The 17,288-nt window shown below is 72.4% G+C and carries 13 protein-coding genes; 9 read left to right on the plus strand and 4 right to left on the minus strand.

Annotated elements, in window-relative coordinates; translation table 11 throughout:
* Window positions 1-35 precede the first annotated feature (35 nt).
* Both F7P10_RS09045 and F7P10_RS09050 read left to right on the plus strand, forming a co-directional pair.
* Entirely contained in the window at window positions 36-2,327 is a 2,292-nt protein-coding gene (locus F7P10_RS09045; RefSeq protein WP_254716506.1) for a glycoside hydrolase family 3 C-terminal domain-containing protein, read from the plus strand.
* Entirely contained in the window at window positions 2,320-4,824 is a 2,505-nt protein-coding gene (locus F7P10_RS09050) for an alpha-L-rhamnosidase (RefSeq protein WP_218040433.1), read from the plus strand. The genes F7P10_RS09045 and F7P10_RS09050 overlap by 8 nt, the downstream gene beginning before the upstream one ends.
* A 425-nt stretch (window positions 4,825-5,249) precedes the next feature.
* On the opposite strand, the gene F7P10_RS09055 is transcribed toward F7P10_RS09050, so the two are convergent.
* The 4 genes from F7P10_RS09055 to F7P10_RS09070 form a co-directional block, all read right to left on the minus strand.
* Complete coding sequence (locus F7P10_RS09055) at window positions 5,250-6,509, minus strand: ABC transporter substrate-binding protein (protein WP_151008932.1); 1,260 nt, start codon at window positions 6,507-6,509, stop codon at window positions 5,250-5,252.
* Window positions 6,510-6,571: 62 nt separating this feature from the next.
* Complete coding sequence (locus tag F7P10_RS09060) at window positions 6,572-9,343, minus strand: alpha-L-rhamnosidase (RefSeq protein ID WP_151008933.1); 2,772 nt, start codon at window positions 9,341-9,343, stop codon at window positions 6,572-6,574.
* Window positions 9,340-10,161, minus strand: a complete 822-nt coding sequence (locus tag F7P10_RS09065) for a carbohydrate ABC transporter permease (protein ID WP_151008934.1) — start codon at window positions 10,159-10,161, stop codon at window positions 9,340-9,342. Before F7P10_RS09065 ends, F7P10_RS09060 begins: the two co-directional genes overlap by 4 nt.
* A complete protein-coding gene (locus F7P10_RS09070; RefSeq protein WP_254716507.1) occupies window positions 10,158-10,937 on the minus strand; it encodes a carbohydrate ABC transporter permease in 780 nt (259 codons plus the stop codon). Before F7P10_RS09070 ends, F7P10_RS09065 begins: the two co-directional genes overlap by 4 nt.
* 343 nt (window positions 10,938-11,280) lie before the next feature.
* Here F7P10_RS09070 and F7P10_RS09075 point away from each other — a divergent pair, with 343 nt between their 5' ends.
* The 7 genes from F7P10_RS09075 (at window position 11,281) to F7P10_RS09105 (ending at window position 17,278) form a co-directional block, all read left to right on the plus strand.
* Window positions 11,281-12,180, plus strand: a complete 900-nt coding sequence (locus F7P10_RS09075) for an AraC family transcriptional regulator (protein WP_151008935.1) — start codon at window positions 11,281-11,283, stop codon at window positions 12,178-12,180.
* A gap of 246 nt (window positions 12,181-12,426) precedes the next feature.
* Window positions 12,427-13,305: a potassium channel family protein gene (locus tag F7P10_RS09080; RefSeq protein ID WP_151008936.1), complete on the plus strand. Its 879-nt coding sequence runs from the start codon at window positions 12,427-12,429 to the stop codon at window positions 13,303-13,305.
* A gap of 141 nt (window positions 13,306-13,446) precedes the next feature.
* Window positions 13,447-13,920 carry a cyclic nucleotide-binding domain-containing protein gene (locus F7P10_RS09085; RefSeq protein WP_151008937.1) on the plus strand — a complete coding sequence of 158 codons (474 nt, stop codon included), beginning with the start codon at window positions 13,447-13,449 and terminating at the stop codon, window positions 13,918-13,920.
* On the plus strand, window positions 13,917-14,738 hold the full coding sequence (locus tag F7P10_RS09090; protein WP_254716508.1) for an FAD/NAD(P)-binding protein: 822 nt from the start codon (window positions 13,917-13,919) through the stop codon (window positions 14,736-14,738). The genes F7P10_RS09085 and F7P10_RS09090 overlap by 4 nt, the downstream gene beginning before the upstream one ends.
* Window positions 14,739-14,740: 2 nt before the next feature.
* Window positions 14,741-15,538 carry an oxidoreductase gene (locus F7P10_RS09095; RefSeq protein ID WP_151008938.1) on the plus strand — a complete coding sequence of 266 codons (798 nt, stop codon included), beginning with the start codon at window positions 14,741-14,743 and terminating at the stop codon, window positions 15,536-15,538.
* On the plus strand, window positions 15,522-16,817 hold the full coding sequence (locus F7P10_RS09100; RefSeq protein WP_151008939.1) for a Ni/Fe hydrogenase subunit alpha: 1,296 nt from the start codon (window positions 15,522-15,524) through the stop codon (window positions 16,815-16,817). The genes F7P10_RS09095 and F7P10_RS09100 overlap by 17 nt, the downstream gene beginning before the upstream one ends.
* Window positions 16,814-17,278 (plus strand): hydrogenase maturation protease, encoded by a 465-nt coding sequence (locus F7P10_RS09105; protein WP_151008940.1) that lies wholly within the window; start codon window positions 16,814-16,816, stop codon window positions 17,276-17,278. Before F7P10_RS09100 ends, F7P10_RS09105 begins: the two co-directional genes overlap by 4 nt.
* Window positions 17,279-17,288 lie beyond the last annotated feature (10 nt).

Here is a 17,288-nt window from a genome sequence, read left to right on the forward strand (position 1 = left end):
CCGAGCAAGGACGAACGACCGCACCACTTCCGGGGTTGGACGGGCTGCCCCTGGAGCGGAAGGTCGCGCTGCTCTCCGGCCGGAGCTACACCCACACGGAGGCGATCGACGAGGCGGGACTTCCCGCGATCGCGCTGCTCGACGGGCCGAACGGGCTCCGCCGTCCCGGCGACTCCACCGAGCACATCGACCCGCGCCGCGCCCTGCCCGCCACGTGCTTCCCGCCCGCCGTGGCCGTCGCGTCGAGCTGGGACGCGGGCGTCGCGGCGCGCGTCGGCGCGGCGATCGGGCGGGAGGCGCGCGCCTTCGGCGTGACCGTGTCGCTCGGGCCGGGCGTCAACATCAAGCGGTCGCCGCTGTGCGGGCGGAACTTCGAGTACTACTCCGAGGATCCGCTGCTCGCGGGCGTCCTGGCCGCCGCGCACGTCCGGGCGCTGCAGGAGCAGGGGCCGGGCGCGTCGGTGAAGCACTTCGCCGCCAACAACCAGGAGACCGACCGCAAGAACGTCAGCGCGGACGTGGACGAGCGCACGCTGCGGGAGATCTATCTCGCGGCGTTCGAGCGGGTGGTGCGGGAGGCGCGCCCGGCGACCGTGATGGCCTCCTACAACCGGATCAACGGCGTGCACGCCTGCGAGAACCACTGGCTGCTCACCGAGGTGCTGCGGGACGAGTGGGGGTTCACGGGCGCGGTGGTCGCCGACTGGGGCGCCGTCGGCGACCGGGTGGCGGCGCTGGCCGCCGGGCTGGACCTGTCCATGCCCGGCCCGGACGAGGACGGCGACGCCGAGATCGTCGCCGCCGTCCGGTCGGGCGCGCTGGATCCCGCGGTCGTCGACCGGGCCGCCGCACGGGTGGCCGCGCTCACCCGGCGGGCCGTCCCCGCGACGGTCGCCCCTGCGACGGGCCCCGCGACGGGCCCCGCGACGGACGACGCCGACGCGCACGCCTCGATCCTGGACGCGCACCACGAGCTGGCCGTCGAGCTCGCCGCGGACTCGGCGGTGCTGCTCCGCAACGAACGGGACGTCCTCCCGCTCGACGGCGTCCGGACCGTCGCGGTGATCGGCGAGTTCGCGGTGGCGCCGCGCTTCCAGGGCGGCGGCAGCGCGAACGTCCGGGCGGCGCGCGTCGACGCCGCCCTGGACGCGATGCGGACGCTCGCCGCCGACCGGGACGCGGCGGTCACGTACGCGCCCGGATTCTCGCTGGACGGCGGCGGCGATCCGGCGGCGCTGCGGGACGAGGCGGTCCGGGCCGCGCGGGCGGCCGACGTCGCGGTCGTCTTCGCCGGGCTGCCCGAGGCGGCGGAGTGGGAAGGAACCGATCGGGAGTCGCTGGCGCTCCCCGACGGGCAGGTCGAGCTCATCCGCGCCGTCGCCGCGGCGGCCCGCCGCACCGTGGTCGTCCTGTCGAACGGCGCGGTCGTCTCCCTGGAGGGCTGGCACGACGAGGTGGACGCGATCGTCGAGGGCTGGCTGCTCGGGCAGGGCGGCGGGCGCGCGCTCGCCGACATCCTGTTCGGGGTGGTGAACCCGTCCGGACGTCTCGCGGAGACCGTCCCGCTGCGGCTCCAGGACCACCCGAGCTTCCTGAACTTCCCGGGTGAGCAGGGGCACGTCCGGTACGGCGAGGGCGTCATGGTGGGCTACCGGTACTTCGCGACGGCCGAGGTGCCGGTCAGGTACCCGTTCGGGCACGGGCTCTCCTACACCTCGTTCGAGACCCGCGACCTGCGCGCCGTCCCCACGGGGCCGGACACCGTGGACGTCTCGGTCACCGTGGCCAACACCGGGGCCCGCACGGGCAAGCACGTCGTGCAGGTGTACGTGGCGACCGGCGCGGGTCCCGTCCGGCGGCCCGCACGCGAACTGCGGGCGTTCACGAAGGTCGACCTCCGGCCCGGGGAGTCGACGACCGTGGAGTTCGCCCTGGACCGCCGGGCGTTCGCGTACTACGACATCGTCCTCGGCGGATGGGCCGTCGCGCCGGGCGAGTACACGGTTCAGATCGGGGCGAACGCCTCGACCGTCGTCGCCGAGTCCGCGGTCACGCTCACCGGCGATCGGATCGGCCTCCCGCTGACGCTCGACTCGTCGCTCGACGACTGGCTCACCCATCCCGCCGTCGGCCCGGACGTCATCCGGGAGCTGGCGGCGGGCCGCAGCGAGGAGACGATACGGCAGGGGATGCGAACACCCGAGTTCAGGATGATGTCCTCGATGACGATCCGGAAGTTCGTCAAGTACCACGCCCGCGGCCTGGACACCGGGACGCTGGAACGGCTGCTGGAGCATCACGGGCTCGCCGGAGGCGGACGTGGGTGAGCCGCAGGACGCGGAGGCGGCCGAATTCATCGCCGCGCCCTTCCCACTCGACCCCGAAACGGCCGCACCCCATTTCCGGCGCGAGTTCACCGTGCACCGGGAGCCCGACCGGGCGACACTGCACGCGACCGCGCTCGGCATCGTGGAACCCCACCTGAACGGGACGCGCGTGGGCGACGAGGTCCTCGCCCCCGGCTGGACCTCCTACCGGCACCGCGTCCCCGTCTCCGCCCACGACGTGACCGGGCTGATCCGGCGCGGACCGAACGCGCTCGGGGCGGTCGTCGGCGAGGGCTGGGCCGCCGGGCGGCTCGGCTGGAGCGCGAACGGCGAGGCCGACCGTCACCACTACACCGACCGGCCCGCCCTCTACCTGCGGCTGGAGCTGACCTTCGGCGACCGGACAGAGGTGATCGGGACGGACGGGTCGTTCACGTGCGCCACCGGGGCGGTCGTCGCGCACAGCCTGTACGACGGCGAGGCCCACGACGCGCGGCTGGAGCCGGACGGCTGGGACCTCCCCGGGTTCGACGACGGAGCCTGGTCCCGGGCGGTGCCGTTCGCCTGGGACGAGCGCACGCTGATCCCCCGGACGGCGCCGCCGATCCGCCGGATCGAGGAACTCGCGCCGGTCGCCGTCTCGACGAGCCCGTCCGGCAGGACGATCGTCGACTTCGGCCAGAACATCGCCGGACGGATCCGGCTGACCGTCACGGGCGAGGCCGGACGGACGGTGACCGTCCGGCACGCCGAGACGCTCCTGCCGGACGGCGAACTCGACGTGCGGTCCCTGCGCTCGGCGAAGGCCACGGACCGCTACACGCCGCGCGGCGGCGGGGAGCCGGAGACGTGGGAGCCGCGCTTCACCGTCCACGGCTTCCGCTACGCCGAGGTCGACGGGCCGTTCGACGACGTCACCGCGGTCGTCCTGCACAGCGACATGCCCCGGACGGGCCGGTTCGAGACCTCGGACGAGCGGGTGAACCGGCTGCACGCCAACACGGTGCGGTCCATGCGGGGGAACTTCGTCGGCCTGCCCACCGACTGCCCGCAGCGCGACGAGCGCATGGGCTGGACGGGCGACATCAACGTCTTCGCGCCGACGGCCGCCTTCCTCTACGACGTGCGAGGTGTGCTCGGCTCGTGGCTGGACGACCTCGCGGCCGAGCAGCGGGAGCGGGGCGTCGTGCCGTTCACCGTCCCGGACGTGCTCCCGCACCCGTCCTCCCCGACGGCGCTGTGGGGCGACGTCGCCGTCGGGCTCCCCTGGACGCTGTACCGGGCGTACGGCGACCTCGAGATCCTGCGCCGCGCCTACGGCTCGATGACCGCGTTCGTTCGCGACGTCGAGTCCCGGCTGGACGGGGACGGGCTGTGGAGCAGCGGGTTCCAGTTCGGCGACTGGCTCGATCCGGACGCCCCCGCCGACGACTCCGCGGGCGCCAAGACCGACCGGTTCCTGGTCGCGAACGCGTACCTGTGCAGGACGACCCGGCAGCTGGCGGAGACCGCGCGGCTCCTCGGCCGGGACGCGGACGCGACGCGTTTCGCGGCACTGGACGAGCGTGTGCGGGCGGCGTTCCGCCGCGAGTACGTGAGCCCCAACGGGCGGGTGACCGGCGAGACCGCCACCGCGTACGCGCTGGCCATCGTGTTCGACGTCCTCGATCCCGAGCAGGAGCGGCGGGCCGGCGACCGCCTCGCCGGACTGGTCGCGGACGCCGGGTACACGATCTCCACCGGGTTCGCGGGAACCCCGCACGTCCTGCCCGCGCTCACCCGGACCGGCCATCTGGACGACGCCTACCGGCTGCTCCTCCAGACCTCGTGCCCGTCGTGGCTGTACCCGATCACGATGGGGGCGACGACCGTCTGGGAACGCTGGGACGCGGTCCGGCCCGACGGCACGCTCAACCCGTCCACGATGTGCTCGCTCAACCACTACGCCTTCGGCGCGGTGGCCGAGTGGCTGCACACGACCGTGGGCGGCCTGTCCCCCGTCGAGCCCGGCTACCGGACGATGCGCATCGCGCCGCGGCCGGGCGGCGGGCTCACCGGCGCCTCGCTCGCGCACCGCACCCCGCACGGCGAGGTGCGCGTGAGCTGGCGCCTCACGGAGGCTGGACGGCACGGCCGCATGGCGGTCGAGGTCACCGTTCCGGACGGCACCGCGGCGACGGTCGTCCTGCCCCATCACCCGGACGGCCTGGTGGCCGAGGTCGCGGGCGGCGACCACGCCTGGTCGTACGAGCCGCCCGAGGGACTTCTGCCGGGAACCGCCCACGACCTGGACACACCGTTGCGGGCGCTGCTCGCCGACCGGGCGGTCCGGGCCGCTCTGGAAGAGGCGTTCGCCAGGCACTTCCCCGACGTCCCCTTCAAGCAGGTCGCCCGACGGCTCGGGGAGGAGCCGATGCGGACCGTCCTCGAGAGGATTCCCGACGCGGCGGGTGACGCGAGGGCCGACCTCGCCGCCGCCGCGCTCGGCAGGCGATAGGAGCAGCCCGATGCTGAAACCGCGATCCACCCCACCCGCGAGCGGGTGAACCTGGACGGCGTGCGGCGGTTCGCCCTCGACGGCGCCGCCGGGCCCGAACCGTGGAACGGTCCGCTCGGCGTGCCCGCGCGTGGGAGCGGGGGTGAAGGTGATGCCGGTCCCGTCGACGCCGGGAGAGCCGATCGCGGTGATCTTGCGGGACTCCGGCCGCTCGCCGCCGTCTCCGGTGTCGATGTTGATGGTGCCGCCGACGTGGTACCCGGTCACGTCTTCGGGCTTGACCGTGGTGGCGCCGGCCGTTGACCGTGGCGTGACGCAACCCGACGCCCGACAGGTACAGGCGCGCGTCCACGACCTTCTTGCCGCGCGGGTGAAGGGCGGCGTTCCGCTCCGGCGAGCTCGCCGGAGCGGAACGGAACCGCTCCTCACTCCTCCTTGTACGCGTCGTCCATCTGCTTGAGGACCGTGTTGGGGTCGGCCTCGCCGGCGAACATGTTCTGGACGCCGGTGAAGTGCGCCTGCTGGACCTTGGGGTTGGGCCAGAACTGGTCCATGAACGGGACCGTCCTGTTCGCCTTCTGGAAATCGACCAGCGGTTGCAGGGTGGGGTCGAGCTCGAACTGGTCGTTGGGGATGCTCGGCAGGTTGCCGGTGGCCGACGCGTACAGGTTCATGGCCGTCGGGCTGGCGAGGAAGTCGATGAACTCGGTGGCCAGGTCCGGGTTCTTCGCCTTGGCGTTCATCGCGAAGGCGCCTCCGGCGGCGCCGGGCATGCGGGTCTGTGCGGCGTCGTCGGTGGCGGGGACGGGGAACAGGCCGAACCCGGTGCCCTGCGGGGCTTCGGACTTGACCTGGTTGAGGGTCGAGGTCACCTGGATCGTGGCGACCGCGTCGCCCTTGGCCAGTTGGGTCACCGAGGTTTCGAACGAGGTCCCGAGCGGGTCCTCGGAGAAGCAGCCGCGCTCGTCCATCTCCAGGTACTTGTCCATGGCGGTCTTCCAGCCGGAACCCGCGAAGGTGGCCGAGCCGGCCTGCATGTTCCGGGCGAAGTCCGGGGCGTCGGCGTACACGGTGGTGGCGACCAGGGCGTAGTCGACGAGCTGGGTGACCCAGTCCGTCTGGTTGCCCAGCGCGAAAGCGACCTTGCCCTCGGCTTCGGCCCTGTCGCAGAACGCGAGCAGGTCGCTCCAGGTCTGCGGGGGCTCGGCACCGATCTCGTCCATGGCCCCGGCGTTGAAGAGGCCGCCGATGCCGACGAAGGTCAGCGGGACGACGTAGGTCTTGCCGTCGACCCGGGTCACCGGCTCGACGCCCGGCGGGATCTTGGACGTCCAGGGGCGCCCGGACAGGTCGGCGAGGTAGCCGGTGGGGGCGAGCACTTCGATCGCGCCGGGGTTGCCGTTGCCGGGCCAGGCGAAGAACACGTCCGGGGCGGTGCCGGAGGACAGCTGGGTGCGCAGGGTGCCCTGGTACTGGTCGGTGTCGGCGTAGGAGGTGGTGATCTCGACGCCGGGGTTGGCGGCCTTGAACGCCTCGATGACGGCCTCGGTGCCGGCGCGGTCGGTGGCCACCGCGGAGACCCGCAGGCCGTCCGAACCGCCGGACGCGTTGGTGCCGCTGCTGCACGCACTGGTGGCGAGAACGCCCGCGGCCAGGACGGCCGTGAGCCTGTGGGCGGGACTCATGTGGAGTCCTCCTCGGGGATGACGGGGTGGTGGACGGGATCGACGGATACGGGGCTGATGCGTCAACGCCGCGGAGCGGCGGCGCTGAACCGGTAGGACCCGGAACCCAGACGCACGACGAGCGCATCGGGGCGGACGTCGACGACGTCGACGCCGGCGCAGTCGTGCGGCCTGCCTCGGCTCTCCCGGACGCTTCGCGGATCTGCCGTGGGGATGTGCAGGGTGGCCTGTGCCCCGGGAGGCACGGTCACCTCGACGCGCAGGTCCAGGGGGCCGGAACCGGGATGGAGCGACCAGCCGCAGGCGACGGCGCCCAGCGGGGTCTCCTGCCGGGCATGGGCCCGGGTGAGCCGGCCGCCGACGGTCGGGCGCAGCCGCAGACGCCGGTAGGCGACGGAGTCGGGCTGCTGGTCGATGCCGGCGACGCCCCCGTAGAGCCAGTCGCCGATCGAGCCGAGGCTGTAGTGGTTGAAGGAGTTCATCGCCGGTGACTGGAAACCGTGTTCTTCGGTCCAGCCGTCCCAGCGTTCCCAGATGGTGGTCGCGCCGTGCCGGATCGAGTGGCCCCAGGACGGGTAGGTGTCCTGGTGCAGCAGCGCGTAGGCCAAATCGGCGCGGCCGTGCTCGGCCAGTACGGGACACAGCAGCGCCACACCGACGAACCCGGTCGTCAGGTGCCGTCCCCGGGACTCGATGTCGGCGGCCAGGTGGGCGACGGCGGCGGGCACCAGCCGTTCGGGCAGCAGGCCGAAGGCGAGTGCGAGCAGGTAACCGGTCTGCGTCCCGCCCTTGACGCGTCCGGCCCCCTCGCTCTCGGAGGCGTCGACGAAGGCGTCGACGAAGGCCGCCCGGACGTCGGCGTGCAGCGCCCGGTACCGTTCGGCGTCCCGGTGTTCACCGAGCACGTCGGCCGCCCGGGCGACGAGCTGCGCGCTGCGCGCGAAGTAGGCGGTGGCCAGCAGGTCGCGCGGGGTGTCCGCGTCGACCTGCAGCCAGTCGCCGTAGTGGTTGCCGACGCGGTTCCGCCACACCAGACCGGGATTGTGCCGGTGCACGTGCTCGACCCAGGCGGCCATGGCGGCGTACGACCGTTCCAGGACGCGCCGGTCCCCGTAGGTGCGGTACAGATGCCACGGGATGATGACGCCGCCGTCGCCCCAGGCCGGAGCCCCCTCGCGTTCGATGCACAGCCTGGGGGCGACGTCGGGGAAGGCGCCGTCGTCGTCCTGGGCGTCGACCACGTCGCGCATCCAGCGGGCGAAGAACGCCGCGACGTCGGCGCCCCGGCACGCGGTCGGCAGGAACACCTGCGCGTCGGCGAGCCAGCCGAGCCGCTCGTCGCGCTGCGGGCAGTCGGTGGGGATCGCCAGGAAGTTGCCGCGCTGGCTCCACCGGATGTTGGCGTGCAGGCGCTCGACGGTGTCGTCCGAGCACTCGAAATGCCCGGTCAGCGGAGTGTCGCTGTGCAGCACCCGCCCGACGACGTCCTCGGGACGCAGGTCGCCGGGGACACCGGTCACCTCCGCGTACCGGAAGCCGTGGAAGGTGAAGCGCGGCTCGAACACCTCCACCGGGTCGCCCGCGGCGACGTAGAAGTCGGTGGCCTCGGCCGTCCGGAGATTGGCCAGGTACGGCTCCCCGTCCGCGAGGATCTCGGCGTACCGCATCCGGACGCGGTCACCGGGGCTCGCGTCCCGGAGCGTGAGCCGCACGCGGCCGACCATGTTCTGGCCGAAGTCGACGATGAAGCGTCCCCCGGGGCGCCGCTCGACCGTCCGCGGGCGCAGCTCCTCGGTCACCCGCACCGGATGGTCCGCGAGAGCCAGCAGGGGCGCCGCCGAACGGTCGAGGACGGCCGCGCGGCTCCAGCCGGTGTCGTCGTAGCCGGGGGTGTCCCAGCCGGGGAGGCCGTCGCGGGCGTCGACGTACTCCCCCATCAGCAGGTCGGCGTACCTGACCGCGCCGGGCCCCTCCCGCCAGCTCCCGTCGGACACGATCCATCGCCGCGAGCCGTCGGCGTGGTCCAGCAGCATCTGGACGATCGCCTGCGGGGCCCGGCCGTAGTGCTGGGCCTGGCGACGGGAGTCGAACCCGACGTACCCGCTCCACCAGCCGTCCGCGAGGACGACGCCGAGCGCGTTGTCGCCTTCGTGGAGCAGGTCGGTCACGTCGTAGGTCTGGTAGAGGACGCGCCGGTGGTATTCGGTCCAGCCGGGGGCGAGCTCGGCGTCGCCGACCTTCCGCCCGTTCAGCCGCAGTTCGTAGACGCCGCGCGCGGCCGCGTAGATCCGGGCCCGCACGGGTCGACGGCCGCCCAGATCGAAGGAGCGCCGCAGGTGGGAGCAGGGCGACAGGTGCAGGGTGCGATGGGTACGGTCCCCGTCGCCGGGCGGGTCCATCACGGTCGCGGTGTCGGTGTCGCGGCCGATCCACGCGGCACGCCATTCGTCGGGGCGCAGCAGCCCGGTCTCGAACCACGAGTCCGCCCGGCCGGCGGCCGCCCCGTCGGCGTCCCACACCTCGACGCGCCAGTGGTAGCGGGTGGACGGCTGCAGCGGCGGACCGTCGTAGGGGACGAGGACACCGTCGGCGGCCGCCCGGCGGCCGGTGTCCCAGATGAGTCGTTCCGCGTCGTCCAGGTCCCGGCGATCCAGCGCCGCGCTGAGCCGGTAAGCGGTCTGGACGTCGTTCCGGTGGGGCGAGCGAAGTTTCCACGACAGGCGGGGCGACGGGTCGTCCAGCCCGAGCGGGGTGTTCACCATCTCGCAGGTGAGCCCGTACGGGGTCAGGCGGTCCTGTGCGTGCGGCTGTACGTCCGGCAAGAGGGCGGTCATCCTTTCAGTCCCCCGGCGAAGCCCTTGATGATGTGGCGCTGCATGAGGAAGTAGACGATGAGGATCGGGAGCATCGCGATCACCAGCCCGGCGAAGACCAGGTTCCATTGCGACACGTACTGGCCGATGAACCCGTAGATCGCGACCGGAATGGTCTGCTGGTCGCTTCCCGACAGGTACAGGAACGGGGTGAGGAAGTCGTTCCACACGAAGATGGCGTTCAGGATGACGACGGTGCCGGTCACCGGGCGCAGCAGCGGGAACACCACCCGCCAGAACACCTGGATCGGACCGGCGCCGTCGATGAGCGCGGCCTCCTCGTACTCGCGGGGGACGACCCGGAGGAATCCCACGTAGAGGAAGGTCGCGAACGGAACCTGGAGCCCGCTGTAGAACAGCACCAGGGACCACAGCGTGCCCAGCAGGTTCAGATCCCTGATGGTCTGGTAAAGGGGCAGCAGCGCCAACTGGAAAGGCAGCAGCAACCCCAGCAGCACCAGCAGGAACGTCCATCGGGACCAGCGGGCCGTCACCCGGGCGAGCGGGTAGGCAGCCATCGCCGACACCGCCACGATGATCGCCACACTGACCGCGGTGACCACGACGCTGTTGACGATCGCGCCCGCCAGGCCCGCCTCCCGCCAGGCGTCGGCGTAGTTGCCGAGCGTCGGCGACGTCGTCGGAAGGACGATCGAGGATCCGTCCCGGGGATCGCGAAGCGACAGGTTGACCAGGACGTACAGCGGGAAGGCGATGACCGCGGTCACCGCGATCATGGCGGCCTCGCGCAGCAGCGTGCGCGGGCGGTAGCGGTTCATCGGATCGCCCGTTCCCGCCGGCGCAGCAGGCCGTACTGGCCGCCGGAGAAGATCGCGACGAAGACCGTCAGCACGATCGCCAGGGCCACGCTGTAGGCGTACTCGTTGAACTGGAAGGCGTTCTTGTAGATCAGCGTCGACAGCGTCTCGGTCGAGGTTCCCGGGCCGCCGCCCGTCATGACCCAGACCTGGTCGAACAGCTTCAGCCCGCCGATGATCGACAGCATCAGATTGATCGTCATCGCCGGTGCCAGCAGCGGCAGCACCACGTGCCGGAACCGGCTCCATCCGGTCGCGCCGTCCATCGCGGCGGCCTCGTGCACCTCCTGCGGAATGCTCTGCAGTCCCGCGAGGAAGATCACCATCGAGTAGCCCGCGAACTGCCAGACGATCACGCCGATCACGCTCCACAGCGCGAGCGTGGGATCTCCCAGCCAGTTCCGCCGCCAGGAGTCGGGGCCGAGCGCGGCGATCAGACCGTTCACCGCGCCGTCCGGGGCCAGCATGTACTTCCAGAGCGCGGCGGTGACGACCGGGGTCATCACCGCCGGGGCGAACAGGAAGACCCGGAGGACGTTGCGGCTCTTGATCCTGCTGTGCACGCCCAGCGCCAGCAGCAGCCCCAGGGCGTTCTGGATCACCGTGACCGCCACCGCGATGATGAGCGTCTGCCGCAGCGCTCCCAGGGCCGCCGGGTCCTCCAGCATCTCCCGGAAGTTGCTCAGGCCGACGAAGTTCCTGGTGGGACTCAGCCCGTCCCAGTCGGTGAGGGCCAACGTCGCACCCCGGGCACTGGGGAGCACCACCACGAACGCGTACAACCCCAATGCCGGGATGAGGAACCACGCGGGCGCCCGGTTCCCTTTCCGCCCGCCCCGCATCACCGCGCCCAAGGGCGCGGTCGCGGTCCGGCGAACGGACGGCCCCGCCCGGGCCACCTCCCTCGCCGCCCCTCGCGCCATCTCCGACCTCCCTCACGCACGTGACGGGTGTGTAGCCGCCAGGTGAACCGAACGGTCTAAGCAGGGATGATGCGCCCACGGCAGCCGAGGCGGATAGCCCGAAATGGGCCAGCAGTAGCACAATGTTCGCTTCGGCTTCCCGGGCAGAGGGGCGACCATGAACGAACCCCCGGTCGAAGAGACCAAGGGGCTGGTGTACATCACCGACGGATCACTGGCCTACGCCGGCCATCACATCCACCAGGACAGCCACCCCGTGCACACCCACAGCTTCGTCGAGATCGCCGTCGTGACCGGCGGCAAGGGAGTGCACAAGTCACTCACCGGCCACCGCGATCTCCTGGTCGGAGACGTCATCCTGCTGCGCCCCGGCGTCTGGCACGGCTACGAGGAGTGCCGCGGTCTCGACTTGTACAACTGCTGCTTCAGCACCGGCCTGCTGCAGCGCGAACTGGCCTGGACTCGGGAGGATCCGTTTCTGGGTTATCTGCTGTGGACCGGCCCCAACTCCATGCAACGTCGAGGCATGCTCACCACGCACGTGGACGCGCGAACGCTCGACGAATGCGTGACCCACCTGGACGGCCTGGCCCGCCTGCGCAACGAGCCCGTGAACCGGCACCGCAGCGACATCATCGGCCGCCTCTCACTGTTCCTCGGCCACGTCGCCCGTGCCGTCGCCGCCGACCGGGGAGGCGATCCCGGCGACGAGGGGCCGACGCACCCGGCCGTGCTCGACGCCATGCGCCTGCTCGAGGCACGGCTGGCGCACAAATGGACCCTGGACGAACTCGCCGAGGAGCTCCATCTGACGCCCCGCTACCTCATTCGCCTGTTCAAAGCCGCCACCGGCCTGCCCCCGATGACCTACCTCGCCCAGCACCGAGTGGAGGAGGCCGCCTCCCTCCTGTTGCACACCGGCCAGCCGATCACCCAGATCGCCCAGGCCGTCGGCTGGGCCGACCAGAACTACTTCGCGCGCCGCTTCAAAGCTCACTACGGGCTGACCGCCACCGCCTACCGGCAGCGCTTCACCCACCCATCGGTCTGGCTCTAGCCTCGACCATGTCGGAGCCGGCGGTTCGGGGCGGTGGCACCGCACCCGCACTCTCGTCGGAGGCCGCAGCACGGAACAACGGGGCAAAGGGTTTCTGATATGGCGACAGGGCGCTCACGATCGACACCCGGACCGCACCCGCCACGGATACGTTGAGCCTGCATTCGGTAGCGGTAGGGCGATGAGCGCGGGCGGCCGCGCGAGGCGGCCCACCGCCACGCAGGACGGCCGCTGCGGGAGAGACGCATGGAGTGGGTGGTCTCGCTGGTCGGTGTGGCGCTGATCATGGCCACTCTTCGAGACCTGTTCCACACGCTCTGGCACCCCACCCGCCATGGAGGTCTGAGCCGGCTCGTCATGGCGGCGTTGTGGAAACTGGCCAAGCACCTCCGTGCGCGCAAACGGGTGGTGGGACTCGTCGGTCCCCTCGCCATGGTGGCAGTGGTCGCCATGTGGGCCCTCATCATCGTCCTCGGCTGGGCCGTCGTCTACTGGCCCCATATGCCCGAGGCATTCGCCTTCTCGTCGGGTTCCGGACTGTCCCGGGAGCCGGAACTGCTCGATTCCGTCTACCTGTCGCTTGTCACGGTCACCACCCTCGGGCTCGGGGACATCGCTCCCGCGGAAGGCTGGCTTCGCGTGCTCTCGCCTCTGGAAGCCCTCATCGGCTTCGTCCTCCTGACGGCCACCGTCTCGTGGGTGCTGCAGATCTTCCCCACGCTGACCCGTCGACGGGTTCTCGCGACCAGGCTGGCCCTCCTGCAGCGAGCGGACCCGTCCGTGCCGGAACTCGACTGCGCCGTCGGGGCCTCGCTGCTGGGAAGCCTGGCCACAGAGGTGGTACGTGTTCGTATCGACTTCACCCAGTACGCCGAGGCGTACTACTTCCACGACGGTGAGGACGATTCGTCGCTGGCGGCCACGATCGGCTATGCCTTTCGCCTCGCCCAGCGCGGGCAGGCGGCGCGACGGGCCGATGTGCGGCTGACGTCCAGGGTGCTCGCCGACGCGCTGCGCGACCTGTCGATCGTCCTCGACCAGCGTTTCCTCCGCACCGACGGGACACCCGCCGAGGTATTCGCCGCGTACGCGGCCGACCACGGACGCGCCCTCACCGGCCCCTGATCGCCCGCCACCGCCGGACGAGGGGCGTGGCCCACGATGCCTACCGGCGGAAGCTGCCGGGCTGCGGCGCCGACCCGAACTTTGACCGCTACCCGACCTTCGCCCGGCCGTCCGGAGGGCAGGTCACCGCGGGTGGGAGGAATGGACGAGGTCACGGCCGACGACCTGGCGCGGGAACGGTTCTTCGCGGACGTTCCGGACCGGCATCGCGCCGTTCTCGCGCCGACCGCCCGCGCCGTCGTCGTACCCGACGGGCACCGCTTCTTCGAGGAGGGGGGCCGCGCCGAATGGTTCTGGCTGGTGCGGTCGGGGACGGTCGCGCTCGATCTGCAGGTGCCCGGGCGGGGGGCGGTGGTGGTGGAGACCCTGCCCGCGGGCTCGGTCGTCGGCTGGTCGTGGCTGTTCCCGCCGCACCGCTGGAGGTTCGGCGCGGTGGCGGTCGGGCCGGTGACCGCCCACCGATTCGAGGGACCGCGGGTGCGGGAGCTGTGCGCGGCCGACCCGGCGCTCGGCTACGACCTGGCGTTGCGGTTCGGGGCGGTGATGCTCGACCGGCTGGAGGCCACCCGGGTCCGCGTGCTGGACCTGTACGCGCGTCCGGAGCAGGTGCCGTGACCGGCGCACGCTCGCCCGTGGCGCCCGTCCCGTACCGGGTCGTCGGCCGCCGGGAGGAGACCGCGGACACGGTGACGCTCGTGCTGGAGCCCGCCGGGCCGTCGATCCCGGAGCCTGCGCCGGGCCAGTTCACGATGATGTACGCGTTCGGCGTCGGTGAGGTGCCGATCTCGGTGAGCCGGACCGGCCGGGTGCTGGAGCAGACGGTACGGGCGGTCGGCCCCGTGACCCGCGCCCTATGCGCGACGCGCCGGGGACAGGTCCTCGGGCTGCGCGGGCCGTTCGGCACCGGCTGGGCTCTGGAGGCGGCGCGCGGCCGCGATCTGGTGTTCGCCGCCGGCGGGATCGGCCTGGCACCGCTGCGTCCGGCAGTGCTGCGAGCGCTGGACGAGGGCGCCGCGTTCGGCCGCGTCGCCGTCCTCATCGGTGCCCGTACCCCGGCGGACCTGCCGTTCGCCGGGGAGCTGGACGAGTGGCGGCGGCGCGGCGCGCAGGTGGAGGTGACCGTCGACCGGCCCGGCCCCGGCTGGACGGGGCATGTAGGGCTGATCACCGCGCTGGCGGGCGCCGCCGACATCGATCCGGCGGGGGCCGCCGCGTTCGTCTGCGGGCCGGAGATCATGATGCGGCTGACGGCCGAGGCCCTCACCGGGCTGGGGATGGACCCCGGCGCCGTCCGGCTGTCCATGGAGCGCAACATGCACTGCGGGGTCGGCTGGTGCGGGCACTGCCAGCTCGGACCGCTGCTGATCTGCCGCGACGGTCCCGTCGTCCCGTACGAACGCGCCGTGCCGCTCATGACGGTCAGGGAGCTGTAGCGATGGGACGTCCGACACTGGCCGTGTGGAAGTTCGCCTCCTGCGACGGCTGCCAGCTCTCGCTCCTGGACTGCGAGGACGAACTGCTGGAACTCGCCGGGCAGATCGAGATCGTGCACTTCCTGGAGGCGTCCGCGGCCGCCGGGGACGGGCCGTACGACGTGTCGCTGGTCGAGGGGTCGATCACGACGGACGCGGACCGGGCACGGATCCGGCACGTGCGGAGGGTCTCACGCAAGCTGATCACGATCGGGGCGTGCGCGACCGCCGGGGGCGTCCAGGCGCTGCGGAACTTCGCCGACGTGGAGGAGTTCGCCTCCGTGGTGTACGCGCGACCGGAGTACGTCGCGACGCTCGCGACGTCCACGCCCATCGCGGCGCACGTCCCGGTGGACTTCGAGCTGCAAGGGTGCCCCATCGACCGGCGCCAGCTCGTGGAGGTCCTGGCCGCCCACCTCGCGGGGCGCCGGCCGGACGTGCCCGACCACAGTGTCTGCTTCGAGTGCAAGATCCGGGGCAACGTGTGCGTGATGGTCGCCCACGGCACGCCGTGCCTGGGGCCGATCACCCACGCCGGCTGCGGAGCGATCTGCCCGTCCTACGGCCGGGGTTGCTATGGCTGCTTCGGCCCGTCGCCGACCTGGGGCGGGGACCGTCCCAACACGCGCGGGCTGCTGCCGTGGCTGGACATGACCGAGGGCGAGGCGCGGCGCGTCCTGTCCACCTTCAACGTCGCCGCCTTCCGCGAGGCGGGCGAACGGGAACCGCGGGAGGAGGCGGGCGATGACGCATCGCCATGACCGAACGCTCAAGGTCGGGGCGCTCGCGCGCGTGGAGGGCGAGGGCGCCATGTACGTGCGGGTACGGGACGGGCGGGTCGAGAAGGTCCGGCTCGACATCTACGAGCCGCCGCGGTTCTTCGAGGCGTTCCTGCGCGGCCGCGCCCACACCGAACCGCCCGACATCACCGCCCGGATCTGCGGGATCTGCCCCATCGCCTACCAGATGAGCGCGTGCCGGGCCATCGAGGACGCCTGCGGCGTGACGGTGGACGGTCCGCTCGGCGATCTGCGGCGCCTGCTGTACTGCGGCGAATGGATCGAGAGCCACGCCCTGCACGTGTACCTGCTGCACGCGCCCGATTTCCTCGGCTATCCCGGCGCGGTCGAGATGGCCCGCGATCAGCGGCCGGTCGTGGAGCGGGGCCTGCGGCTGAAAAAGGCGGGCAACGCGGTGATGGAGCTGCTCGGGGGGCGGGCGATCCATCCGGTGAACGTCCGGGTCGGCGGCTTTCACCGGACGCCGCCGCGCACCGAGCTCGCGCCGCTCGCCGAGACGCTGCGGCGGGCCCGCGACGACGCGCTGGCGACCGTGGAGTGGGCGGCGGGATTCGAGTTCCCCGACTTCGAGCACGCCCACGAGCACCTCGCGCTGGTCGCCGACCGCTACCCGCTGGAAGGCGGCATCCTCCGCCGCGGCACCGGCCGGTCCTTCACGGCGGCCGAGTTCGAGGAGAACGTCGTGGAGGAGCAGGTGCCGCACTCGACGGCACTGCACGCCCGGTTCACCGACGGCGGCACCTACCTCGCCGGGCCCCTGGCCCGCTACTCCCTCAACCGCGAGCGGCTGTCGCCCCTCGCCCGGCAGGCCGCTGACCTGGCCGGGCTCGGCCCCGTCTGCCGAAACCCGTTCCGCGCCATCCTGGTCCGGTCCGTCGAGATCGTCTACGCCGTGGACGAGGCGCTGCGGATCATCGACGGCTACGAGCCGCCGCCCCGCCCGGCCGTGCCCGTCCCGCCCCGCGAAGGGACGGGGTGCGGCGTCACCGAGGCCCCGCGAGGCGTCCTGTACCACCGCTACGCCATCGGCCCGGACGGCCTGATCGCCGCAGCCAGAATCGTCCCGCCGACCTCGCAGAACCAGGCCGCCATCGAGCACGACCTCGGCCGCTTCGTCGCGTCCCGCCTGCACCTGGACGACCACGCCCTGACGCACCAGTGCGAGCAGGCGATCCGCAACTACGACCCCTGCATCTCCTGCTCGACCCACTTCCTCGACCTCACCGTGGAACGGTCGTGACCATCGTCCTCGGCGTGGGCAACGACTTCCGCCGCGACGACGGCGCCGGCCCCGCTGTCGTCGCGGCGCTGCGGGGTCGGGTCGCGGCGACGCTCGCGGTGAGCGACGGCGAACCCGCCCGGCTCATCGACCTGTGGGCGGGGGCCGACCTCGCGATCGTCGTGGACGCGGTGCGCTGCGACCCGCCCGACCCCGGCCGCGTCCACGAGCTCGGCGCGGAGTTCGGCGGCGGGGCCGCGGGCCCCGCCACCCGGCCGGTCACCGACCACGGCCTCGGGCTCGGGGACGCCGTCGCACTGGGGCTCGCCGTCGACCGGATGCCCGCCCGCCTGCGGGTGCTGGCGATCGAGGGCGTCGACTTCGGGTTCGGCCGCGGCCTCACCCCCCGCGTCGCCGCCGCGGTCGGCGGCGTCGCCGACCGTCTCGTGGCCGCACTGGCCCGCACGAGCAGCACACACTAGGAGGAACGTA

Source organism: Actinomadura sp. WMMB 499, from assembly GCF_008824145.1.
GTDB lineage: Bacteria > Actinomycetota > Actinomycetes > Streptosporangiales > Streptosporangiaceae > Spirillospora.

Coding starts and splice junctions, on each gene's coding strand:
- F7P10_RS09055 (WP_151008932.1), bottom strand. CDS start 6,509: ATGAGTCCCGCCCACAGGCTCACGGCCGTCCTGGCCGCGGGCGTTCTC.
- F7P10_RS09060 (WP_151008933.1), bottom strand. CDS start 9,343: ATGACCGCCCTCTTGCCGGACGTACAGCCGCACGCACAGGACCGCCTG.
- F7P10_RS09065 (WP_151008934.1), bottom strand. CDS start 10,161: ATGAACCGCTACCGCCCGCGCACGCTGCTGCGCGAGGCCGCCATGATC.
- F7P10_RS09075 (WP_151008935.1), top strand. CDS start 11,281: ATGAACGAACCCCCGGTCGAAGAGACCAAGGGGCTGGTGTACATCACC.
- F7P10_RS09080 (WP_151008936.1), top strand. CDS start 12,427: ATGGAGTGGGTGGTCTCGCTGGTCGGTGTGGCGCTGATCATGGCCACT.
- F7P10_RS09085 (WP_151008937.1), top strand. CDS start 13,447: ATGGACGAGGTCACGGCCGACGACCTGGCGCGGGAACGGTTCTTCGCG.
- F7P10_RS09095 (WP_151008938.1), top strand. CDS start 14,741: ATGGGACGTCCGACACTGGCCGTGTGGAAGTTCGCCTCCTGCGACGGC.
- F7P10_RS09100 (WP_151008939.1), top strand. CDS start 15,522: ATGACGCATCGCCATGACCGAACGCTCAAGGTCGGGGCGCTCGCGCGC.